General features: G+C 67.2%; 23 protein-coding genes. 16 read left to right on the top strand and 7 right to left on the bottom strand.

The features are described 5' to 3' along the window. Positions 1 to 347 precede the first annotated feature (347 nt). The 5 genes from HGG74_RS12795 (at position 348) to HGG74_RS12815 (ending at position 3,060) form a co-directional block, all read left to right on the top strand. Positions 348 to 1,175, top strand: coding sequence for a glycosyl hydrolase (locus HGG74_RS12795; protein ID WP_168486897.1), 828 nt, complete (start codon positions 348 to 350; stop codon positions 1,173 to 1,175). Positions 1,176 to 1,259: 84 nt separating this feature from the next. Continuing rightward, positions 1,260 to 1,589, top strand: a complete 330-nt coding sequence (locus HGG74_RS12800; RefSeq protein ID WP_168486898.1) for an ArsR/SmtB family transcription factor — start codon at positions 1,260 to 1,262, stop codon at positions 1,587 to 1,589. Further along, complete coding sequence (locus tag HGG74_RS12805) at positions 1,589 to 2,278, top strand: cation efflux transmembrane domain-containing protein (protein ID WP_168486900.1); 690 nt, start codon at positions 1,589 to 1,591, stop codon at positions 2,276 to 2,278. Before HGG74_RS12800 ends, HGG74_RS12805 begins: the two co-directional genes overlap by 1 nt. Before the next feature lie 32 nt (positions 2,279 to 2,310). Further along, the gene (locus tag HGG74_RS12810) at positions 2,311 to 2,772 is read left to right on the top strand and encodes an alpha/beta fold hydrolase (protein WP_168486902.1); all 462 of its coding nucleotides are present in this window, start codon (positions 2,311 to 2,313) and stop codon (positions 2,770 to 2,772) included. Between the two features lie 33 nt (positions 2,773 to 2,805). After that, the gene (locus HGG74_RS12815) at positions 2,806 to 3,060 is read left to right on the top strand and encodes an alpha/beta fold hydrolase (RefSeq protein WP_168486904.1); all 255 of its coding nucleotides are present in this window, start codon (positions 2,806 to 2,808) and stop codon (positions 3,058 to 3,060) included. 11 nt (positions 3,061 to 3,071) lie between these two features. On the opposite strand, the gene HGG74_RS12820 is transcribed toward HGG74_RS12815, so the two are convergent. Continuing rightward, complete coding sequence (locus HGG74_RS12820) at positions 3,072 to 4,094, bottom strand: LacI family DNA-binding transcriptional regulator (protein ID WP_168486906.1); 1,023 nt, start codon at positions 4,092 to 4,094, stop codon at positions 3,072 to 3,074. Positions 4,095 to 4,269: 175 nt separating this feature from the next. On the opposite strand from HGG74_RS12820, the gene HGG74_RS12825 reads away from it, so the two are divergent. Together HGG74_RS12825 and HGG74_RS12830 are read left to right on the top strand one after the other, a co-directional pair. After that, positions 4,270 to 5,205: a dihydrodipicolinate synthase family protein gene (locus HGG74_RS12825; RefSeq protein WP_168486908.1), complete on the top strand. Its 936-nt coding sequence runs from the start codon at positions 4,270 to 4,272 to the stop codon at positions 5,203 to 5,205. Between the two features lie 154 nt (positions 5,206 to 5,359). Then, positions 5,360 to 6,676, top strand: a complete 1,317-nt coding sequence (locus HGG74_RS12830; RefSeq protein ID WP_205761843.1) for an Nramp family divalent metal transporter — start codon at positions 5,360 to 5,362, stop codon at positions 6,674 to 6,676. Here the strand turns inward: HGG74_RS12830 and HGG74_RS12835 are convergent. Further along, the gene (locus HGG74_RS12835) at positions 6,673 to 7,503 is read right to left on the bottom strand and encodes a sulfite exporter TauE/SafE family protein (RefSeq protein ID WP_168486910.1); all 831 of its coding nucleotides are present in this window, start codon (positions 7,501 to 7,503) and stop codon (positions 6,673 to 6,675) included. The two genes, HGG74_RS12830 and HGG74_RS12835, sit on opposite strands and share 4 nt — an antisense overlap. Positions 7,504 to 8,115: 612 nt before the next feature. Here HGG74_RS12835 and HGG74_RS12840 point away from each other — a divergent pair. After that, complete coding sequence (locus HGG74_RS12840; protein ID WP_168486912.1) at positions 8,116 to 8,490, top strand: hypothetical protein; 375 nt, start codon at positions 8,116 to 8,118, stop codon at positions 8,488 to 8,490. A 56-nt stretch (positions 8,491 to 8,546) separates the two neighbouring features. Here the strand turns inward: HGG74_RS12840 and HGG74_RS12845 are convergent, their stop codons facing one another. The 3 genes from HGG74_RS12845 to HGG74_RS12855 form a co-directional block, all read right to left on the bottom strand. Further along, on the bottom strand, positions 8,547 to 9,287 hold the full coding sequence (locus HGG74_RS12845; protein WP_168486914.1) for a GAF and ANTAR domain-containing protein: 741 nt from the start codon (positions 9,285 to 9,287) through the stop codon (positions 8,547 to 8,549). Between the two features lie 624 nt (positions 9,288 to 9,911). After that, positions 9,912 to 10,241: a GNAT family N-acetyltransferase gene (locus HGG74_RS12850; RefSeq protein ID WP_168486916.1), complete on the bottom strand. Its 330-nt coding sequence runs from the start codon at positions 10,239 to 10,241 to the stop codon at positions 9,912 to 9,914. A gap of 253 nt (positions 10,242 to 10,494) precedes the next feature. Beyond that, a complete protein-coding gene (locus HGG74_RS12855; protein ID WP_168486918.1) occupies positions 10,495 to 10,698 on the bottom strand; it encodes a cold-shock protein in 204 nt (67 codons plus the stop codon). Between the two features lie 338 nt (positions 10,699 to 11,036). Between HGG74_RS12855 and HGG74_RS12860 the strand changes: the two genes are divergently transcribed. Beyond that, the gene (locus HGG74_RS12860) at positions 11,037 to 11,747 is read left to right on the top strand and encodes an alpha/beta hydrolase (RefSeq protein WP_205761847.1); all 711 of its coding nucleotides are present in this window, start codon (positions 11,037 to 11,039) and stop codon (positions 11,745 to 11,747) included. 47 nt (positions 11,748 to 11,794) lie between these two features. After that, complete coding sequence (locus HGG74_RS12865) at positions 11,795 to 12,781, top strand: SDR family oxidoreductase (protein WP_312856837.1); 987 nt, start codon at positions 11,795 to 11,797, stop codon at positions 12,779 to 12,781. Between the two features lie 68 nt (positions 12,782 to 12,849). Here the strand turns inward: HGG74_RS12865 and HGG74_RS12870 are convergent, their stop codons facing one another. Then, complete coding sequence (locus tag HGG74_RS12870) at positions 12,850 to 13,566, bottom strand: cache domain-containing protein (RefSeq protein ID WP_168486923.1); 717 nt, start codon at positions 13,564 to 13,566, stop codon at positions 12,850 to 12,852. Then, positions 13,553 to 14,329: a FadR/GntR family transcriptional regulator gene (locus HGG74_RS12875; RefSeq protein ID WP_168486925.1), complete on the bottom strand. Its 777-nt coding sequence runs from the start codon at positions 14,327 to 14,329 to the stop codon at positions 13,553 to 13,555. Before HGG74_RS12875 ends, HGG74_RS12870 begins: the two co-directional genes overlap by 14 nt. A gap of 169 nt (positions 14,330 to 14,498) precedes the next feature. On the opposite strand from HGG74_RS12875, the gene HGG74_RS12880 reads away from it, so the two are divergent. From HGG74_RS12880 to HGG74_RS12905, 6 genes are read left to right on the top strand one after another with little or no spacing between them, the layout of a single operon-like run. After that, entirely contained in the window at positions 14,499 to 15,656 is a 1,158-nt protein-coding gene (locus tag HGG74_RS12880; RefSeq protein ID WP_168486927.1) for an NAD(P)/FAD-dependent oxidoreductase, read from the top strand. Between the two features lie 30 nt (positions 15,657 to 15,686). Further along, entirely contained in the window at positions 15,687 to 17,231 is a 1,545-nt protein-coding gene (locus tag HGG74_RS12885) for an aldehyde dehydrogenase family protein (RefSeq protein ID WP_168486929.1), read from the top strand. Continuing rightward, positions 17,228 to 18,412, top strand: coding sequence for an aspartate aminotransferase family protein (locus tag HGG74_RS12890; RefSeq protein ID WP_168486930.1), 1,185 nt, complete (start codon positions 17,228 to 17,230; stop codon positions 18,410 to 18,412). The genes HGG74_RS12885 and HGG74_RS12890 overlap by 4 nt, the downstream gene beginning before the upstream one ends. Further along, the gene (locus HGG74_RS12895) at positions 18,409 to 19,197 is read left to right on the top strand and encodes an amino acid ABC transporter ATP-binding protein (RefSeq protein WP_168486932.1); all 789 of its coding nucleotides are present in this window, start codon (positions 18,409 to 18,411) and stop codon (positions 19,195 to 19,197) included. The genes HGG74_RS12890 and HGG74_RS12895 overlap by 4 nt, the downstream gene beginning before the upstream one ends. After that, complete coding sequence (locus tag HGG74_RS12900) at positions 19,197 to 19,835, top strand: amino acid ABC transporter permease (RefSeq protein ID WP_168486934.1); 639 nt, start codon at positions 19,197 to 19,199, stop codon at positions 19,833 to 19,835. Before HGG74_RS12895 ends, HGG74_RS12900 begins: the two co-directional genes overlap by 1 nt. Further along, positions 19,832 to 20,488 (top strand): amino acid ABC transporter permease, encoded by a 657-nt coding sequence (locus HGG74_RS12905; RefSeq protein ID WP_168486936.1) that lies wholly within the window; start codon positions 19,832 to 19,834, stop codon positions 20,486 to 20,488. The genes HGG74_RS12900 and HGG74_RS12905 overlap by 4 nt, the downstream gene beginning before the upstream one ends. The last annotated feature ends 22 nt before the right edge of the window (positions 20,489 to 20,510 follow it).

Raw genomic sequence — 20,510 nt, forward strand, 5'->3', positions numbered from 1 at the left:
GCAGGTGGCCCGGGAGAAGGACGGCCAGAAGTACTGCCGCGACTGCGAAGGCTGACCGGCAGTCCATCCACCGCTTGTCCCAATGGCGCAGTCCTAGGGATCGGCCGCTGCCGTTCCACCGGCCGGGCCGGCGGAGCCGGGCACCCAACGACACCGCCTTCGGCCTGGGTGCGGCGGGCGAAGCAGGCGGTGGGGCGGCTGGCGGCTAATCCCTCCCGTTCCGCACAGCCGGTCTGGTCATCGTCTGGATAAACGATTATGCTGCTTCGGATTGGGAGGCCGTGCCGGGTGGCTTAACCTCGGGGCCGGACAACCCGACCAGCCCGCTTCCCCCTGGAAAGGAACCTATGGACCGCCGTCAATTCCTAACCGTGCCGCTGGCTGCCATGGCAGCGCCGGGAGCCTTGGCAGCCGCCGGTGCCGCCCCGGCCCAGGCCGCCACCCGGGCGCTGAAGGGCATCGGCCACGGGGGCAAGGACGCGCTGGCGCTGAAGCAGATCCGGAACCTGAAGGTGGACTGGTACTACACCTGGGGGGCCTCCTACACCGTCACCACGAACCCGCCCTTCATCCCCATGGTCAAGGACGCCAAACGGCTGCTGGAACGGGACGCGATCGGCTACGTGATGCGTGAACTGCCCGAGACCAAAACCCGGCACCTGCTCGGATTCAACGAGCCCGACCACCGCGCCCAGGCCAACATGTCCGTCGATCAGGCCATCCGGCTCTGGCCGCAGCTGCAGAAGACCGGCCTGCGGCTGGGCTCCCCGGCGACGGTGAACGTGGCCAGCCCGTGGCTGAAGGACTTCATGGCCAAGGCGAAAAAGAAGGGGCTACGCGTGGACTTCATGACCATGCACTGCTACGCGTGGCCGAACGTGGACAGCTTCCTCGGCAAAGTCACCGAACTCTACGAACGCTACGGCAAGCCCGTCTGGGTGACCGAATACGCCGTTGCGGACTGGTCCGCCACCAGGTCGAATCCGAGCCGGTACAGCCGCGCCGAGACCGAAGACTTCATGCGCGCCACGGTCGCCGGCATGCGGGCCATGCCCTTCGTCGAGCGCTTCGCCTGGAAGACCCGCTCCGCCTTCGACCCCATCATGGGCTCCTCGGCCCTCTACCACACCAACGGCAAGCTGACCTCCACCGGGCGGCTGTACGCGTCCCTGTAGCAGGAACGCCACTGCCGGAAGACGCAGGAGCCCGGCTCAAGTACATCCTGCCCTGAATACATAAATTGATGTACCGTTGGGGCCGTGGAAACCTTGACGCACTCGTCGGTCCTGTCCCGGTTCGGCCATGCCTTGTCGGACCCGACCCGGGCCAGGATCCTGCTGGCCCTGCGGGAGGCGCCGGCGTATCCGAGCGAGCTGGCGGATCTGATCGGGGTCAGCCGGCAGAGCCTGTCCAACCATCTGGCCTGCCTGCGCGGCTGCGGCCTGGTCGTCTCGGTGCCCGAAGGCCGGCGCTCACGGTACGAGCTGGCCGATCCGCGGCTGGGCCATGCCCTGGCGGACCTGCTGGGCGTGGTGCTGGCGGTCGGCCCGGCCGGCTGCCGCGGGAGCGCCGGGACGGGGTGCTGCTGATGCCGGCATCCGCCGCCAATGCCCCCGTTGCACCGTCGCCGGCACGCCGTGCCGTCCTGTCGCGCCGGATCAGGTTCCTGGTGGCGGCAACGATCACGTACAACGTCATCGAGGCGGTGGCTGCCCTGACGGCCGGAACACTGGCCTCCTCCAGCGCCCTCGTCGGCTTCGGACTGGACTCGGTCATTGAGGTTTCCTCCGCCGCGGCGGTCGCCTGGCAGTTCGCCGGCCCGGATCCGGAGGCCCGGGAAAAGCGGGCGCTGCGTTTCATCGCCTGCTCCTTCTTCGCCCTGGCAGCGTTCGTCACCTTTGACGCGCTGCGGTCCCTGCTTGGCGGGCGGGAAGCGGACCACTCCCCCACCGGCATCGTGCTGGCCGCCGCCAGCCTGCTGATCATGCCGCTGTTGTCCTGGGCCCAGCGGCGGGCCGGCCGCGAACTCGGCTCGCGCTCGGCCGTGGCCGATTCGAAGCAGACCCTGCTGTGCACCTACCTCTCCGCCGTCCTGCTCGCCGGCCTGCTGCTGAATGCCGCACTGGGCTGGTCCTGGGCCGACCCGGTGGCCGCCCTGGTGATCGCCGCGGTGGCCGTGAAGGAAGGGCTGGAGGCCGGGCGCGGCGAAAGCTGCTGCGCGCCAACCTTCCAGGCCGAGCCGGGGAACGGCAGCTGTTCCTGCTGCGGCAACGGCTGAGCCGACCGCGGAAAAACCGGAATACCCAACCCATGGGCCCTATTCACCGGTCCACCCTTATCTTCATTCATGGCGGCGGCGTCGGGCCCTGGATGTGGGCGGACCAGGCGGCCTTCTTCTCCGGGGAGCACCGGGTCCACACACCCGTTCTCCCGGGCCATGACCCGCGGCGGCCGGAGGAATTCACCACGCATGCGGCGGCGGCACACTCGGTTGCCGGCCAAACCGCCCTGCAGGAAGCCGGGGGCCGGGTCACCGTCGTCGGCTTCTCCCTCGGCGGACAGACGGCCATCCAGCTGGCCGCGGCCTATCCGGAGAAGGTGGACCGCCCGGTCGTCGTCAGTTCCCTCCTGGAGCCGCGGCGCGGCGCGCCGGTCCTGGCCGCGCTGGCAGCTGCCGCCGCGCCCTTGTCCGGCAGCAGGCTGTTCACGCGGGCCCAGGCCAGACAACTGCTCATCCCCGCGGAGCGGTTCGAAGATTATTACGCGCTGTAGAGGAAGATCGCGCACCGGACGCTCTCGAACCTGATGCGGGCCAACTTCTCCTTCCGTGTGCCGCACAACGTGCTCTCCTCCGGCCGCCCGGTGCTCCTGGTGGCCGGAGGGAAGGAAGAACGGGGTCTGCTGCGGGCCATGGCCGGCCTGCACGCCCACCTGCCGGGCAGCTCCCTCCAGGTCCACCCCGGCGTCAGGCACGGGATGCCGCTCGCCCAGCCGGAACGCTTCAACCACATACTCTCCGGCTGGCTCGCCGCCACGGACGCACGCATCAAGCCCCGGTAAGCCGGACGGAACTAGCGGCGGGGAGGACCGCTGGAGGCCCGGGGTATCAGCGTCGGCAGGGCCCGGGAGACCAGGCCGCCCGCGTGGTCGGGTTCGAGCAGCATGCGCAGGGCCGATTCGGCGATCTGATCAAAGGGCACCCGGACCGAGGTCAGCGGGACCGGGAGGAGTTCGGCCAGCGGGATGTCGTTGTATCCAACCAGCGCCACGTCCGCACCGATGGACAGGCCGGCACGCTGGGCCGCGGCGATGATGCCGAGGGCGAGGTTGTCGTTGGCGGCGAAGACCGCACTCGGCCTGGCCGGGCGTTTGGGGTCGAACAGGTATGCGCCGGCCTCGACACCGTTTTCGATCCGGTAGCCCCGGCCGATGACGCGGTCGGCGGGCAGGTCCAGCCCGGCCTCGGCCAGGGCTCGCCGGGCACCGGCGAGCCGGTCCCGGGCCGTCGAGGCGAAGTCGGGACCGGTCACCACTGCGATCTCCCGGTGCCCGAGGTCGATCAGGTGCCGGACGGCGAGGTAGCCCCCGGTCTCGTCGTCGCCCAGCGCCGACGGGCTGGTCCCGTCGGTGCGGAGCACCAGCGCGTGGGGCACCTTCCGTTCGCGCAGGGACGCGGGCAGGGTGTCGTCAAGCCGGGCTGAGGCCAGGATCAGTCCGTCGACGTTGCGGTCCAGCAGGGTTTCGGCGGCCCGGCGCTCATCGGCCGGATCATCCCCGCTGGTCGCGACGACGGCAAAGTGGCCGCGAGCGCGGGCGGCGCGCTCCAAGGCCTCGAACATCAGGGCCATGACGGTGTCGCTCAGCCGCGGCACGAGGACCCCTATCGTGCCGGTGGAGCCCTTGCGCAGTCCCGCGGCCGACACGTTCCGGCGGTAGCCCAGCTCCTCGGCGATCTGGCGCACCTTCAGGGCGGTCGCCGACCGTGACGCGGTGCTGCGGGCGTCGAGGATGCGGCTGACCGTGGAAATGCTCACGCCGGTCGCCTCGGCAACATCGCGCAGCGTCACCTGCCGCCGGGCCTCTGTGGAACTCATGCCTGCCGTCCTTCCGCCGGTTCTGTACCCAGTCTAGATGCCGCCCGAACGCGGCCATCGTGCGCGGGCCCGCATTCACCTATTGACAGTGTGCCGTACATCACACACTATTGAAAACGTTCCCGACAACGATTGCAGAACAGCAGTCGCCACCCAGCACAGAGAGAAGAGAGACATGACACTCGACCTCCGCGGCCTCGTTCCCGCCCCCGTTACCCCGTTCACCGAGGACGGCTCCGTCGACTTCGACGCCATCGCCCGGCTCGGCGGCTGGCTCGCCTCCGTCGACGGGGTCAAGGGTCTGGTGGTCCTGGGCCACGCCGGCGAGGGGACGTTCCTGACCGCGGACGAGCAGACCGCCGTCATCAGCGCCTTCCGCGAGGCGGTCGAATCCCGCATTCCGATCATCGCCGGCATCACCGGCGAGGGCAGCAAGGTCGCGGCACTCGAAGCCCGGCGCGCGGTCGACGCCGGCGCCTCGGCCGGCCTGGTCTACCCCTCGCACGGCTGGCTGCGCTTCGGCTTCCAGCCCGGCGCCCCGCAGGCCCGGTACCGGGAAATCTACGAGACCAGCGGACTGCCGCTGATCCTGTTCCAGTACCCGGACGCCACCAAGGCCAGCTACGACCTGCAGACCCAGCTCGAGATCGCCGGCCAGGAAGGCGTCTTCGCCACCAAGAACGGCGTGCGGAACATGCGCCGCTGGGACACCGAGATCCCGGTGCTGCGTGAAACCTACCCGGACCTGCAGATCCTCACCTGCCACGACGAGTACCTGCTGCACACCATGTTCGACGTCGACGGCGCCCTGGTCGGCTACGGCGGACTGGCCCCCGAGCCGCTGGTCGAACTCATCAAGGCCGGCAAGGCGCGCGACTACCGCGCGGCCCGGGAGATCCACGACCGCCTGCTGCCGGTCACCAAGACCGTCTACCACCGCGGCTCGCACATGGAAGGCACCGTCGCCCTCAAGGAGGGCCTGGTCGCCCGCGGCATCCTGCACCACGCCACGGTCCGCTCCCCGCTGCTGCCCCTGGCCGAAGGCGCGCACCAGGAGATCGCCGATGCCCTGGCCTCGGCCGGACTGAGCAGCGTCACGGCCCGCGCCTAGCAACACCGAGGGGGTGGCGGACCATGGGACGGACCGCCACCCCCTGTGCTATCTGCACACTTGCATTCATCATGGAACGAATCCACGAACTCTTCACCAGCGGTCATCGACGGCCCGGCGGCAAAGGAGCCGCGTTTCCGAAGGAGGTCTCGCTATGAGCGAGAGCAAGAAGTCCCCCATCAGCTCGCCCCCACGCCCCGCCCCGGCCGCTGCCGGCCACCCGAACTCCATAGCCGACCGGGAGGAAAGCATGCCCCGGACCGCAGCACGCCGCTCGTTCTGGGCACGCCTGGCGCTGATCGGCCCGGCGTTCGTCGTCGGCGCCTGGCAGTTCGGGCCGGGCAACCTGGCCTCCGCCGTCCAGGCCGGAAGCACCTATTCCTACACCCTCGTCTGGGTCATCGCCGTCTCGACGATCCTGATGATCTTCTTCACCGACATGAGCGTGCGCCTGGGCATCGCCACCCCGGTCTCCCTGATCAGCTCGATCAAGGAACACTTGGGCCGGCCGGTCGGATACATCACCGGCTTCGGCGTCTTCGCCATCACCCTCATGTTCTCCGTCGGCAACGCCGTCGGCTCCGGCCTGGGCCTGTCCATGATCTTCGGCGGCTCCCCGGTCCTCTGGACCATCCTGTGCACGCTCGCCGTCGGATTCATCCTCCTGTTCAGGAACGTCTACGCCATCGTCGAAAAGATCCTCATCGCGATCGTCGCCCTGATGGCCATCGGCTTTGTCTCCAGCGCCTTCATCGCCCGCCCCGACTGGGTCCGGTCCCTCGAAGGACTCATGCCCCAGATCCCGGCCGGCAGCGAAATCCTCATCGTCGCCCTCGTCGGCACGAACTTCTCCATCAATGCCGCCTTCTACAACGCCTACGGCACCAAGGAACGCCGCCGCACCGCCGCCGAATACCGCGACGTCACCATCGTGGACACCGTGCCGGGCATCGTCGCCCCCGGGATCATGACCGCCCTAGTGATCGTTGTTGCCGCCGCCGTCCTCGGACGCACCGGCGAGGAAGCCACCACGATCAACGCCCTGGCCGCCATCTTCGAACCCCTCGCCGGCCCGGTCGGAGCGTTCCTGTTCGCCCTCGGCCTCTCGGGCGCCGCATTCTCCTCCATGATCGCCAACGCCACCGCTGGCGGAACCATGCTCTCGGACGCACTCGGCAAGGGCGCCCACTCCGGCTCGCCCACCGCCAAGGCCGTCATGGCCATCCTCCTGGCCTTCGGCGTCACCATCACCGTCCTCTTCCAGAGCTCGCCCGTCGGCCTGATCATCATCGCCCAGTCCCTGACCGTGCTCGTCGCCCCGATCCTCGGCATCCTGCTGATGATCATGAGCAACCGGCGGGACCTTATGGGAGAGCTGCGCAACCGCTGGTGGCACAACCTCTTCGGCGCCATCGGGCTGGTCGCGATCCTCGCGACCTCCCTCCGGCTCATCCTCTCCCTCACCAGCTAGGAAACGACGCCGGCCGGGGCCACCGCACGCACCGCGTGCGGCGGCCCCGGCCATACCCCTCGCCCGCTCGGGCGGGGCCCCGGGCGCTTCCGTTCGCCCTTGACCAGCGCCGCGGCCGCGCCCAGGAAGGCGATCACGATGACGGCGAACCGGGCATGTTCATCGCGGATGAACCGCTGCAGCTTCTCCCCGGCGTAGATGCCGGCCACGATCATCGCGGCGATCAGCACCCAGGCAGCGGCATGGAACGGCGGCATCCGGCCGGGGTCCAGGGCCAGTTTGGTCGTCAGGGTCACGACGGCGATGGTCGCGAAGAACGGCTGGAGGGTGGCGGCAAACGGGCGCTGCGGCCAGCGGGACAGCAAGGCGTAGACGCTCACCGCAGGACCGCCCACGCCGGCGACGGCGTTGGTCACCCCCGAGGCGAACCCGGCCAGCGCCCTGGACGCATTGCCCGTGACCACCACGGAGGTGCGCTGCAGCAGCAACGACACCGTCAGCGCCGCCAGGACCACGGCACCCACGGTCACCGCAAGCGGGGCCGACGGAAGGTAGACGGCGGCGAAGGACGCAGGGACACTGCCGAAAACCGCCGGGACCGCGAGCCAGCCGTACATCTTCCAGTCCACGTCGCGCCGGACCCGGAACAGGACCAGCAGCGAGGACACCAGTCCGCACACATTGACCATCAGCACTCCGCCATGCGCTCCGAGGATGACCACCAGGAACGGGGAGATCAGCAGCGCAAAACCCAGGCCCGCGATCCGCTGCGCGACCGCCCCGATGAAGACCGCCGCAAGCACCACCACAAGAAGTCCGAAAGTCACCAAAACACCCTACGCCGGACCGACGGTGCGGCTGCCTAGGCCCGCGGGTGGCGCGAACCTTTGGGAAAAATTTCGTCGACTCGGATCCGGTGGAATCATACGATTTATCACAGGCAACGGGGCGGGCCGAAGCCGTAGAAAACAGGAGCTCCTGGAGAACATGTGGGGGTGTGGCCGGGAACCAGCTCCTGTGCAGCAGGGACCGGGTGCGGTGTTGGGGGATGCCGCACCCGGCCCTGTTTTCTTTCAAGGGCCATGCGGCAGGTGCCGGGCCGTGTTTCATCGCTTTTGCCGATGCGATCTACGGCCACCCCTGTTTGACTCGGCAACTACTGCGTACAATTACGCCATATCAAGCGCCCGGCGGTGCAGGAATGTTGGAGCCACTGCGCCGCCGGCACCGAGGTTGGGCCGGGATCGTCGTCGAGGACGCTCCCGGCCCAACCCGCGGAGGCTGTTATCGGCCAGAGTTCCGACGGCCGGCACCGCAAAAAATGTCCTCCCCGATGCAGCTGGGGCTTTCCATACACCCTTGGTTGCTGTTTCATAGTTGAACCAGGCATCAAGCAGCGGCGCCTTGGATCATCTTCTTCCATTGACAGGGGAAGAGCCATGGGCGATCTCACGCTTGCCGGAAACCTCCAGCATGTCCTGGTGCCGCGCACCTTCGGCCGGCACAGCACGGACGGTTGCGAGTTCAGCATCCTCGCTGTGGAAATCTGGACCATGGGGCTGGTTGTGAACATGCAGCTGCGCCCCGCCGGAGCCGGGTCCACGCCGCCGGGCATTGTGGTTGAGGACCACTGGGGCACCGTCTATACCCGGAAGGGATCGGCGAACCTTGGTGCGCGCCACCTGCAGTACTTCGAACCCTCGGCCCCCGACGGTATCCGGAGCCTGACCATCAAATGCGAGGACTCCCGCGGACTCCGCGAAGTGCTATTTGTCGCCGTCCCCGTACGGCAGCCAACCACGTTGGCCGGGTAGGCCTGCAGCACTTCTGGAGGACGTCCTCGTGCCGGACGGACGGCGGCCCGTGGCTGTCAGTCGTCGAAGTGAGTTTCGACAGGTTCTTCGGAGGCCGACCGCACCACCGCGGCGGCGACATCGTAAAGCTTGATGTTCCGGGCGTTCGAGGCCAATTTGAGGATCTTGAACGCGGCGTCCTGGCTGCACCGGTTCTGTCCCATGATGATGCCCGTGGCCAGGTCAATGGTCGTCCGGGACTGGATCGCCGCCTTAAGATCAGCATTGCTGTCGGACAGATGCGCGATCCTGACGGCCAGACGCAGCGATTTTGATGCTTCACGTGCCAAAAGTTCCGCGCGATCCCTGGAGGAGCCGTCAAAGGCGCCCGGCTGCATCGCGTACAGGTTCAACGCGGACTTCGCGGGCCCATCCAGGGGAATGGGAACAGACAGGATCGACCGCACGCCTTGTTCTGCCACCGCCTGCTCGAAGCCGGGAAAACGCCCGTCGCGCAGGACATCTTCCACCTGGAACACGGTTTCCTCCCGGGCTGCGCGCAGGCACGGACCGTCGTCGTATCCGTACTGGATTTCGTCCAGCTGGCGGGCACGTTCGCTGCTGCTGGCTACCGTGCCTTTCTTCCGCGGGCGCAGCAGGCTCACGCCGCAATACACCTCAACGTCGGACGTGGACAGCATGCCGGCCGCAAGTCTGGACAGGTCGGCCAGAAACTGCTCTGCGTCGGTGCTCTCCAGGACCATGTCCTGCAGAATCCCCGCCAGGGGCGCCTCCGCGATCTTTTCTTCGTTGACCATTGCCGGACCACCTAACTTGGAACCATTCCGGGCGGCGGCACCAAGGAACAGGGGAAGGTTCTGCAGCCCCCGCGGGCAGGCCCGCCAATGTACATGGCAACCGCCGTCTTAAAGATCGAGCCTATGCCCGAAACGCAGGTATGGAAAGATTCGCGCCAGCCGGCTTGTGCCGGCTCACCGCGTCCGGAAAAGCCCTGGCGGCCGGCGCCTCACCGGGCTGCCGGATGCCGGGAGTCGAGTTCGTGGCGAAGGGCGTAGTACCGCTCCAGCATTCCGGGAGCGGGATGCGCCGTGTCGAGCATCCGGTATGCCTTGTCGGTGAGCCGCAGGAGGTCGCCCTCACGCAGGAGGGAGAACGCGGAAGGATCAATGTGCTGGATCCGTGTTCCGTGCCTGCGGACGGCGAGGCCAGCCAGAATTGGACCGGTGGGCCGGATCGGGGAAATGAGTGCTTGGCAAAGCATGTACAGTTTGTGGGCCAAAGCCTGCTCCAAAACGGCGTGCAAGGGTGGAGCGGCCCGCTGCTGAACCTAGTTCAGCTTAGGGCAGGGACAGACCGGGGGCAATCTCTGGGTGCTGCACGGTCATGGCCGCTTCCGGCGTCCAGCCGGTGGTTCCCGTCCCTTAGCGCCCGTCCCGCTCCAGGACGTCATGGATTGCGATGAAGGTGCGGACAGCAGGGCTCACTACCCTGACATCGAGCCGGCGCTGCCGTGCGTCATCCAGAGCCCAGCAGACCAGGTATGGGACGAGGTTGTCCACGCAGTACCGGCGGCTGACGACTGTCTCCAGGAGCCAGATTTCATCGTCTTTGATGCAGTACCGCAAATATCCAGCCGGATGCTGCCCCACGTAGATCTCAAAACGCCGGGCTGCAGGGTTGTCGCGCACCAGCGGGCGCCGGGCCGCAGTCCCGGCAGGCTCGGGTACACTGCCGCATCGTGTCGTGTCCATCGGGAAGCAGCTTCCTGCTTGAATGCGTCAAACCCGGTGAACGAAGCGGGACAGGGCAGGCAACACGCCCTGCCTCCATCGTTCCCACCGGAAGACAATGGGCAAGCCGGCTGCCTGACTTATGACCACGCTAGCTGATGGCATGCGGCAGGAAAAGATGCGGACCTCCGGGAGACCGGAGGCACGGCGACTTATTTTCCACGTTCCGCCGTCCCGCACAGGACCGCCTGCGGGACGGCGCGCGGCGCCGCTGCTACAGCGGGCGGATGTTTTCCGCCTGCGGGCCCTTCTGGCCCTGGGTGATCTCGAACTCGACCTTCTGGCCGTCCTCGAGGGAACGGTAGCCGCCGCCGGTGATCGCGGAGAAGTGGGCAAAAACGTCCGGACCGCCGTCGTCGGGGGCGATGAAGCCGAAGCCCTTTTCGGCGTTGAACCACTTAACCGTGCCTGTTGCCATGGCCTGCTCTTTCATACCGGGCGGCTTCGCGGGCCCCTGAATGGTGCCCCGTTCCTACCGTCCACTGCACACGCTATGCGGTGCAGGGCGACGGGCACAAGCAGCCCGGCCGGATGCCGCTTTCCCGCGGGCCTTCCGTCCGCCTCCGGCCGGGTATTCCCGGCCGGGCCGGCACTCCCGCCGATGCCGGTCAGGGATTGCGCAGGGCCGGCCGTCCCTCCCCTGTTGCGCGCAGCGAAGGAGGGGGGAAGGATAATGCCGTGCTGACTCGCCGCCGCTTTCTGACCGCGGCCGCGCAGCTGGCACTGTCGGCAGGCTGTGCGGCCAAGGAGGGAAATATGGACGAGAGCAGGAGTCCCGCTTCGCTGGTGGCCCGTCCGCCGGGATCGCATCCGCCCCGCTCGCTGCCCGGTCCGGGCAAGCACCTGCTGGGACTGGAACAGGTGCGTGATTCGCTCCTCTACCTTCCGCCCGCACTGCACTCGGCAGATCCGGCCGGACTGCTCGTCATCCTCCACGGTGCCGGTGGTGACGCCGCCGCAGGCGTGTCGCTGCTGGCCCCACTGGCGGACAAATACGGCCTGGCCCTCCTGGCGCCGGCGTCCCGCCAGTCGACCTGGGATGCCATCCGCCACGGCTACGGGCCGGACGTCGCCGTCATCAACCGGGCCCTGGACCGGGTCTTCCGCACCATCCCCGTGCACCCCGGACAGGTCGGCATCGCCGGCTTCTCCGACGGCGCTTCCTATGCCCTCGGCCTGGGGCTGGCCAACGGCGGCCTATTCCGCCACATCGTCGCCTTCTCCCCCGGATTCATCCCGCCGGCCCCGCGCGTGGGCAAGCCGGCCATCTTCGTCTCCCACGGCAATAACGATTCCGTGCTTCCCATCGATTCGACCAGCAGAAAGATCGTCCCCGCCCTCCGCCGGGACGGTTACGACGTCACCTACCGGGAGTTCGACGGCGGGCACACCGTGACGTGGGAAAGTGCCCGGGAAGCGGTGGAATGGCTCGGCTGGGAACCGCCCGGGCACGGGGAAACATCCTGAACCCGCGACCGGCACACCGGCCCCGTATGGGAGGAACCGCAGTGCGTGTGAGGAACTCCGTTGTCGTCATCACCGGCGCCTCAAGCGGCATAGGCTGCGCCACGGCCCTTCGTTTCGCCCGCAAGGGGGCCAAAGTGGTTCTGGCTGCCCGCCGCGCCAGGGCGCTGGAGACACTGGTTGCCCAGTGTGAAGCCGAGGGAGCCGAAGCACTGGCCGTTCCAACGGATGTTGCCGACGCCGAGGCCGTGCAAAGACTGGCCGGGCGTGCAGTGGAGCATTTCGGCCGGATCGACGTTTGGGTGAATAACGCCGCGGTAACGTTCTTCTCCCCCTTCCTCGACGTTCCGCTTGAAGACTTCCGCCGGGTCATCGACGTGAACGTCATGGGTTACGTGCACGGGTGCCGCGCCGCCCTGGCGCAGATGCAGCGGCAAGGATCCGGCGTCGTCGTGAACGTCTCGTCCATCGTCGGGGAGATTGCCCAGCCCTACACCTCGGCCTATTCCATGTCGAAGGCAGCCATCCGGGCCCTGGGCGTCAGCCTGCGCTCGGAACTGCAGCTTAACGGCGTGGACGGAATCAAGGTCTCTACCGTGCTGCCGGCCACCATCGACACACCGTTCTTCCAGCAGGCCGGCAACTACACCGGCCGCAAAGCCGTGGCCATGCCTCCGGTCTATTCGCCCGAGAGGGTGGCCCGCAGGATCGTGCGGCTCGCCACGGCGCCCAGGCGGGAAACCGGCGTCGGCCCGATGGGCCGCATGATGGCCGCGCAGCACAGGCTTACCCCCGGAATGATGGAAGCGGTCATGGCGGTACAGGTGGACAAGACACACCTGTCCCGGACGGAACCCGCGACTGCCTCCGCCGGCAACCTCCACCGGCCCTCCGCCGACGGGAGGAATGCTGCGGCGGACGGAGGGTGGCACGGCAAAAGCCGAACGGCCCGGCGGAGGGCCCTCGCAGGCCTGGTGCTCCTGGGGGCAGCCAAAGCGGTCATGGCCCGGTACGGACAACGCACAGCCCGCCGTTGAGCGGTTCCAGCGGCATACCGTTGCCGCTGTAATGGGGAGGACCTTGGCAAGGCGCCGGCAGGGAAAGGTCAGGGCAGTTCAACGGCCTGCCAGTTCGTCGAACTGCTGGTCTCCCGCCGCAGCGGTTCGATGCCGGTGCGCTGAAGGTAGCGTTCCAAGGAGACGCCGGAGGTGAGGACCGGGTTCGAGGAGAGAATGACCCGGTCCTCGGCATCGACCAAGGTAAGGTTCTCGCTGCGGAGCAGGAGCTTTTCGATGGGCTTGAGGTAAAGCGCCGGGTCAAGGTCGGCTGCCACGACGCCGATGAAGACTCCGTGCACCGCCAGCGGGACGGCGGCGGTGATCGTCAGTTGGTCGGTTCCCCAGGAATCCACGTAGGGGGCACTGATGAAGGGCCGTCCGGTGGCCCGGGTGGTGCCGAACCATTCGGAGGTGTTGTAGTCGTAGTAGGAGTCCGACGCCGGGTTCAGGACGTGCTTCTTCACGCGGATTTCCTTGCCCTGCTTGATCCACCAGATCAGCCGGAGGGCCTCGGATAGGTCCTGCTCGGGGGCGCCGACGAAGCCCATTCCGGTGAGCGGACCCGGGCCCGCCAGCCGGCCCCGGCATGCCAGTTCCAGCTGGTGGATGGCCTCGGCAACCCGCGGCGCGGGACGGGTCTGCAGTTCACGGACAAATTCCTCGGACGCTCCGCGGAGCAGGTCGAAGATCCCGGAGGCGCACGTCTCGACGACGGCAACGACGGCGGCGGGCGTGATGTTTTCCGTGCGGCTACCTGGGTTCATCTTCTGCCTCTGCACGCTGGATATCGAGAATGCGGCGTATTTTCAGCAGTTCTTCACCGACCAGGGTATGGATCTGGACGGCATCGATATGGGCGTCAAGGCCGTCGCCGGCGGAAACGGACCGGGCGATGCGCCGAAGATGTTCCTGTGCCTGGGCCCGGACGGACTCACTGCGGTAGGCCAGCGTCTTGATGGGCGCGAACTGTACCTGCAGCCGGATGGCGGCCTTGCTGAGGCGGGTCGACTGCGACGCTGCGGCCAGTTCAATGAAGAACCTGGACTCCGCACGGCGAAAGGCCCTCGGGGTATCGGCCTCGGCCAGTTTGTCGACCAGGTGGGTGAGGACCTGGACGCTGTGCTTCGACGAGCGTTCTGCCGCGAGGGCGGCGGCGCGCGACGAGATGGCGCACTGCCAGTCGGTGAGGTCGCGTATTTCCAGAGGCGGCAGCTCCAAAAGCATCTCCTCGAGGTGCCGCTGGGTTGATTCCCCGATATCGGAGACAAAGCTTCCGCCCTGCCTGCCGCGGGTGGTCCGGACCAGCCCCTCGCCCCGCAGGACTTTCAGGGCATCACGCAAGGTCACCGGCGAGACGTTGAACTGCTTGGCCAGGTCCACTTCGCTGGGCAGCTGCTCGCCGTCGGCAAGGACGCCAAGGGTAATGGCGCTTCTGAGCCGGTCGATCACGGTCTCCGTGCGGCTGATCTCGTCCAGCGGGGCGAAAAGAACCCGGCGGGCAAGCGTCTGCAACGAATCCTGCTCCATGCTCCTCCAGGTTCCAAGGCTTCCTATCAACACTTCATGCTACCGACAGCGGCAGGTGACACAGGTCACTGAATGCGTTTACACTCGTGTAACCTACAGTCCTATCGGATATAGCTATTGTATTTCATCGTTGGCCTCAGGCACGAGCAGAAGAAGGAAGAGACAGGACATGCCCCGCAAGATTGTCGTTATTGGAGCCGGCATCGCCGGCCTGACCACCACCCTGGAGCTTGTCCGCCTGGGCTATTCGGACATTACGGTGATCGACCAGTTCGGGCCGGGATTCGGTTCCTCAAGCAAATCCGCTGGTGTTGTCGAGACCCAGTACCTGGATCGGTCCGGAATCCACGTGCGGGATTTCGGGCTGCGGTACTTCGAGGACTTCGCCCGCCGATACGGCATCACCTTGACCCGCTCCGGCTACCTGCGTCTGGGCGCGACCGAGGAGGACCTGAAGGTTTTCCAGCAGAGCGTGGACATCCAGCGTGAGTTCGGGATCACCGACCCGGTGGTCCTGGACGCCGAGGAGATCAGCGCCCGGTGGCCGAGGCTGAACATGGACGGCCGGGCCGGAGGGGTGTTCGGTCCCTCCGACGGCCATGTGGACAGCTACGAATTCTGCCTGCGCGCTGCGGCGGTGCTGGTGTCCGAGGGCGTGCTGCTGATGAACGGGGTCAAGCTCTCCGGCGCGCAGCGGCGCCCGGGCGGGGGCTGGTCGCTGGAGACCGGCGCCGGTGTGTTGGAGGCCGACGTTGTGGTCAACGCAGCCGGGCCCTGGGCCCAGCGCGTGGCGGCAGTCTTCGGAGCGGACATGCCGCAGAACAACCAGCTGCGGCCGAAGGTGAAGATCCACCATGAGGAGGCGTTCGAGCAACTGGTCCCCTTCGTGATGGACTACGTGCCAGGCTCGGGCATGGACGGCATCTACTTCCGGTCAGAGACCCCGAACGAGATTTTCGTCGGCATCCACACTGACGAGAGCATCCTGGAGGCACAGGACCCCGAGCGCGCCCTTGGGCACGCCCCGCAGGAGTTCATCGACCGCGTGATGGAACTGCTGCCCACCCGGCTGCGGATGCCCGCAGGCATCTCCCTCGGGAGGACCTGGACCGGGCTGTACGCCATTTCCCCGGACAACAAACCCATTGTCGATTTCCATCCGGCAGCAAATGACGTAGTGCACGTCATGGGGGCCGGCGGCTCGGGGATCCAGCTGGCACCGGCCATGGCGCGCATTGCCGCCGAGTTGGTGGATTCCGGCCGGACGATCACATTTGCCGGCACCGACTGGAGCCTGTCGCGGTTCGCAGCGGCGGCTTCGAAGTAACCAACCAGTTAGCAACGGAAAGAGAAGGACATGGCGACCAAGGTCGATTACGCATCCTCTTCGCTGGGCGATGCCGCCCTCGAGGCGGCCTATGACAACGCACTCCGGTTGGTTCGTGACGCCGAACCGAAACCCGAGCAAAACCTCGTCGGCGGCCTGCGCCATTCCACCGGCGAAGTCGTGAAGCGGTTCGATCCGTGCCGGGAAGACTCGCTGGTCGGTGCGGCCTACGCCGCCACCCCGGAACTGGTCCTCCAGGCCGTCGAGGCTGCCCGCGGCGTGAAAAAGAGCTGGGCCAAGACCAGCTACGGCGAGCGCAACGCCATGCTGCGCCAGGTAGCTGCCGACGTCGGCGACCGGCTGGTGGAGCTGGCCGCCATCCTGTCCGCCGAGACCGGCAAGAACCGGCTCGAGGCCTTCGGCGAGGCTCAGGAAGTGCTGGACATGATCGAGCACTACTGCACCCTGATGGAAAAGAACGACGGCTACCTGCTCCAGCAAAAGTCCACCGAGGCCGAGAAGAACTACGACCTGCTGGTCCCCTACGGCGTGTTCGCCGTGATTTCCCCGTTCAACTTCCCCGCCGCCCTGGCCGTCGGCATGACGACGGGAGCGCTGGTCACTGGCAATACCGTGGTCCTCAAGCCCTCCGACAAGACCCCCCGCTCCACCGCGTTCGTCGCCGACATCTTCGCAGCGCACCTGCCCGAGGGCGTGATCAACGTCGTGCACGGCGGCGCCCAGGTCGGTCAATGGCTGGCCGGGTCCGAGGTCGACGGGATCGCGTTCACCGGCTCCGCGCAGGTCGGCTGGCAGCTTTTCGAGCTGAAGGGACCCCGCGGCCTCCAGCGCCCGGTGCTGGCCGAGATGGGAGGACAAAACCCGGCGATCGTGGCCCGCAGCGCCGACCTCGACGCCGCGGCAGCAGGCATCGTCCGCTCGGCGTTCGGGCTGTCCGGACAGAAATGCAGCGCGTGCCGCCGGGTCATCGTCGACGACGCCGTGGCGGACGAGCTCATCGCCAAAATCGTGCGGTTGGCTGACGGACTCGTGGTGGGCGACCCGGCCGATCCCCGGAGCAACCTCGGTCCGGTCATCGATGACGCCATCGCGACCCGGATCGACCAGGCCCTGGAGCTGGCCCGGCGGGACGGCACGGTGCACACCGGCGGCCGGATGTTCTCGCTGCCGGGCAATTACTACCGTCCCATCGTCGTCTCGGACCTCCCCCGCGGCCACCGGCTGACCCGGGAGGAACTGTTCGCCCCGTTCCTGAGCATCATCCGTGTCTCCTCCTTCGATGAGGCACTGGAAGAGGCCAACGCGGTCGACTACGGGCTCTCGGCGGGCGTCTTCTCCAACGAACCCGGCGAAGTCGAGCAGTTCCTGGACGAGATCGAGGCCGGTGTGCTGTACGTGAACCGGGCTGCCGGGGCAACGACCGGCGCCTGGCCGGGTATCCAGTCCTTCTGTGGCTGGAAGCGCTCAGGCACTGCGGGCAAGGGCGGGCTGGGCATCTGGTATCTGCCCGGGTTCATGCGCGAACAGAACCGCACGATCGTGGTGGCCCCATGAGCTTCACCGACAACCTCCTGAGCCTGACCGCGCCACTGCGCGAGCGGGCAGTCAAGGTCCTGCCCGGCGGGATCACCCGCAGCACCCTGTTCGTCGCACCCCATCCGCCCTACGCCGTCAGCGGGGACGGGGCCTGGGTCACCGACAGCACTGGCCACCGGGTCATCGACTGCAACAACAACTACACGTCGCTGATCCACGGGCACAACAATCCGGAGGTCATGGCCGCCGCGGCGGCGGTCATGACCGGCGGCACCGCGTTTGGCCTGCCTACCGAAGCCGAGATCGACTTCGCCGAACTGCTCAGCCAGCGGGTCGGCCTGCCGTCCTGGCGGTTCTGCAACTCCGGTACCGAGGCGGTCATGATGGCGGTCCGGGCCGCACGTGCCTACACTGGGCGGGACCTGCTGGTGCGTTTCGAGGGCAGCTACCACGGCACCTCCGACGCCGTCGTCGCCTCGGATTCACCCGGCATCCCCCGGGGCCTGGCCGCCGACGTGGCCGTCCTTCCCCAAGCCGACGCGGAGACCTTCACCGCACTCATGCGCCGGCGGGGCAGCGACGTCGCCGCCGTGCTGATCGACCTCATGCCCAACCGCGCAGGCCTGGTCCCGGCCACCCAGGAATTCGCGGAACTGGTGCGCAGCGAGACCGAACGGCACGGCGCACTCATGATCGTCGACGAGGTCATCACCCTGCGGCTGGGCATCGGAGGGCTGCACCAGCGCTACGGGATCACACCGGACCTCGTCACGGCCGCGAAAATCATCGGCGGAGGATTCCCAGCCGGGGCCCTGGGCGGCCGGGCCGAGGTGCTGGAGCCCTTCAACCCCTTGGGTAGCGGACGTGTCGGCTGGGGCGGGACCTTCAGCGCCAACCCGGTGACACTGCGGGCCGGGCAGCGGGCCATGGAACTTTTCGACGCCGCGGCCATCGAGCGGCTTAACGCCCTGGGCGACGAACTGCGCCAGGGACTGGTCCAGGCCGGCGTCACCGCCACAGGGTTCGGGTCCCTGACCCGGCTGCACCACCCGCAGACTACCGGGCTGTGGTGGAAGCTCTACGAAAAAGGCGTCCTGGCCGGAACCAACGGCCTGATCGCCCTTTCAACCCCCATGGACACCACCGACACGGCCCACATCCTGGAAGCAATCGTCAGCTCATATAAGGAGCTTGCATGACTACGAGCAACCCGCTGACTCCCGAACAGGAGACAGCAACCCCCGCCGTGGAGCTCGACGGCATCCGCCTGCGCTACGGCAACCACCTCGCCCTCAAGGATGTCTCCCTCGAACTGGCGGCCGGCGAGGTGATGGCCATGATCGGGCCCAGCGGCTCGGGAAAGAGCAGCCTGCTCCGGTGCATCAACCTGCTGGAACGGCCCGAATCCGGCATATTGCGGGTCTTCGGCCAGTCCGTGCCGCTGGAGCGCGAAATCGCCGCAAAGGAACTCGCCCAGCTGCGTAGGAAGGTTGGCATGGTGTTCCAGTCCTTCAACCTCTTCCCGCACCTGCCGGTGCTGAGGAACATCACCCTTCCCCAGGAAAGGGTGCTCAAGCGGAGCCGGGACGAAGCGGAGGCACGCGCCCGGGAGCTGCTCGAACGTGTAGGACTCGGCGACAAGGCCGACGCCTACCCGGGCAAGCTTTCCGGCGGACAGCAGCAGCGCGTGGCAATCGCCCGGGCCCTGGCCATGGACCCCCGGGTCCTGCTCTTCGACGAACCGACCTCCGCGCTGGATCCCGAGCTGGGGATCGAGGTCCTGGCCGTCATGCGCGACTTGGCGGAAACGGGCGTCACCATGATGGTGGTGACCCATGAAATCCACTTCGCCGCCGACGTCGCGGACCGAATCGTGGTGATGGCCGACGGACAGATCCTGGAACAGGGAGACCCGGACCAGGTGCTCACCGACCCGCAGACCGAGAGGACCCAGCGTTTCCTCCGGGCTGTTAAGGACCGCTGATGAGCATCCTGCTGGCACTTCTCTACGGAATACCCGTCACGGTCGGGGTCACCGCCTGCAGTTTCCTGATCGGCATGGTCCTGGCCGCTTTCCTCGCCCTCGGAGTCCGGTCACGGCATTCCGCCCTGGGTGCCCTCAGCAGGGCAACGATCGACGTGCTGCGCGGCATCCCGCCGGTGGTTTTCCTGTTCATTATCTTCTTCGGCATCGGCAACCAGCTCCTGCGGATGAACCCGTTCACCGCGGCGGTCATCGGCCTGGGACTGATCTCCGCGGGCCATCTGGCGGAGATCTACCGCGGAGGCCTTTCCGCCGTCCACAAGGGCCAGTACGAGGCGTCCTCGGCCCTTGGCCTGACCGGTGCGGACACGATGGGCCGGATCATCGCCCCCCAGGCCTTCCGGGTAGCCCTGCCCGGCATGACCACCTACGCCATCTCGCTGATCAAGGACTCGTCAATCGTGTCCACCATCGGGGTCGCGGAGATTATGTTCATCGCCAACCAGAGTGCCCGGTCAGGCGCTGACGGGCTGACGCCGTTCCTGATCGCCGCGGCCATCTACATCCTGCTGGGAACCCCGCTGGCCTGGGCTGCACGCAGCGTCGAAGCCAAACTGCACGTGAGGATCAGCCGATGACGGAAATGCTGAACATGGTTGGCCAGTGGATGCCCAGGCTCCTGGACGGACTCTGGCTCAGCCTCCAGGTCACGGGCGTGAGCCTGGTTCTGGGTATCGCCGGAGGTCTGGCCCTGGCCGTGCTGGCCTTGTCGCGGAAACGTCCGGTGCGGATACTGTCCACGGTCGTGACCGAGATCGGACGCGGAACCCCGGCCTTGGTCATGCTGCAGTTCGTCTATTTCGGACTCCCCCAGACCGGCATCATGCTCGAGGGCTTCGCCGCGGCTGCCACCGCGCTGACGCTCACCACCGCGGCCTACACCAGCGAAATCATCCGGGCCGGCTTGAAAAGCGTCCCGCAGGGCGAACTTGAGGCTTCGTCAGCGCTGGGCATATCACGGCGGGATTCCCTGCGGTTCATCATCATCCCCCAGGGGATGCGGATTGCGATCCCTTCGCTCCTGGGCTTTTCCATCCTGATGTTCCAGGTGTCCAGCCTGGCCTTCACCATCGGGCTGCCGGAACTGCTGAGCCAGGCGTACTCCATCGGCGCCAGCAACTTCCGCTACCTCGAAGTCCTCACCGTGGCCGGGCTGCTGTACCTGGCCGTCACCATCCCGGCCGGCTGGTTCACTAGGCGCGTCGAACGAAAGATGTCCCAGCACCTCTAGGTACCAACAACCCGAGAAAAGG

This window comes from Arthrobacter mobilis (assembly GCF_012395835.1).
Lineage (GTDB): Bacteria > Actinomycetota > Actinomycetes > Actinomycetales > Micrococcaceae > Crystallibacter > Crystallibacter mobilis.

Bases quoted from the DNA above. Each gene is read 5' to 3' on its own strand.
- HGG74_RS12890 (WP_168486930.1), top strand. From the start codon at position 17,228: ATGAGCTTCACCGACAACCTCCTGAGCCTGACCGCGCCACTGCGCGAG.
- HGG74_RS12795 (WP_168486897.1), top strand. From the start codon at position 348: ATGGACCGCCGTCAATTCCTAACCGTGCCGCTGGCTGCCATGGCAGCG.
- HGG74_RS12870 (WP_168486923.1), bottom strand. From the start codon at position 13,566: ATGAACCCAGGTAGCCGCACGGAAAACATCACGCCCGCCGCCGTCGTT.
- HGG74_RS12820 (WP_168486906.1), bottom strand. From the start codon at position 4,094: ATGAGTTCCACAGAGGCCCGGCGGCAGGTGACGCTGCGCGATGTTGCC.
- HGG74_RS12805 (WP_168486900.1), top strand. From the start codon at position 1,589: ATGCCGGCATCCGCCGCCAATGCCCCCGTTGCACCGTCGCCGGCACGC.
- HGG74_RS12855 (WP_168486918.1), bottom strand. From the start codon at position 10,698: ATGGCAACAGGCACGGTTAAGTGGTTCAACGCCGAAAAGGGCTTCGGC.
- HGG74_RS12875 (WP_168486925.1), bottom strand. From the start codon at position 14,329: ATGGAGCAGGATTCGTTGCAGACGCTTGCCCGCCGGGTTCTTTTCGCC.
- HGG74_RS12850 (WP_168486916.1), bottom strand. From the start codon at position 10,241: ATGGACACGACACGATGCGGCAGTGTACCCGAGCCTGCCGGGACTGCG.
- HGG74_RS12830 (WP_205761843.1), top strand. From the start codon at position 5,360: ATGAGCGAGAGCAAGAAGTCCCCCATCAGCTCGCCCCCACGCCCCGCC.
- HGG74_RS12845 (WP_168486914.1), bottom strand. From the start codon at position 9,287: ATGGTCAACGAAGAAAAGATCGCGGAGGCGCCCCTGGCGGGGATTCTG.
- HGG74_RS12825 (WP_168486908.1), top strand. From the start codon at position 4,270: ATGACACTCGACCTCCGCGGCCTCGTTCCCGCCCCCGTTACCCCGTTC.
- HGG74_RS12885 (WP_168486929.1), top strand. From the start codon at position 15,687: ATGGCGACCAAGGTCGATTACGCATCCTCTTCGCTGGGCGATGCCGCC.
- HGG74_RS12905 (WP_168486936.1), top strand. From the start codon at position 19,832: ATGACGGAAATGCTGAACATGGTTGGCCAGTGGATGCCCAGGCTCCTG.
- HGG74_RS12840 (WP_168486912.1), top strand. From the start codon at position 8,116: ATGGGCGATCTCACGCTTGCCGGAAACCTCCAGCATGTCCTGGTGCCG.
- HGG74_RS12815 (WP_168486904.1), top strand. From the start codon at position 2,806: ATGCGGGCCAACTTCTCCTTCCGTGTGCCGCACAACGTGCTCTCCTCC.
- HGG74_RS12880 (WP_168486927.1), top strand. From the start codon at position 14,499: ATGCCCCGCAAGATTGTCGTTATTGGAGCCGGCATCGCCGGCCTGACC.
- HGG74_RS12860 (WP_205761847.1), top strand. From the start codon at position 11,037: ATGGACGAGAGCAGGAGTCCCGCTTCGCTGGTGGCCCGTCCGCCGGGA.
- HGG74_RS12900 (WP_168486934.1), top strand. From the start codon at position 19,197: ATGAGCATCCTGCTGGCACTTCTCTACGGAATACCCGTCACGGTCGGG.
- HGG74_RS12810 (WP_168486902.1), top strand. From the start codon at position 2,311: ATGGGCCCTATTCACCGGTCCACCCTTATCTTCATTCATGGCGGCGGC.
- HGG74_RS12895 (WP_168486932.1), top strand. From the start codon at position 18,409: ATGACTACGAGCAACCCGCTGACTCCCGAACAGGAGACAGCAACCCCC.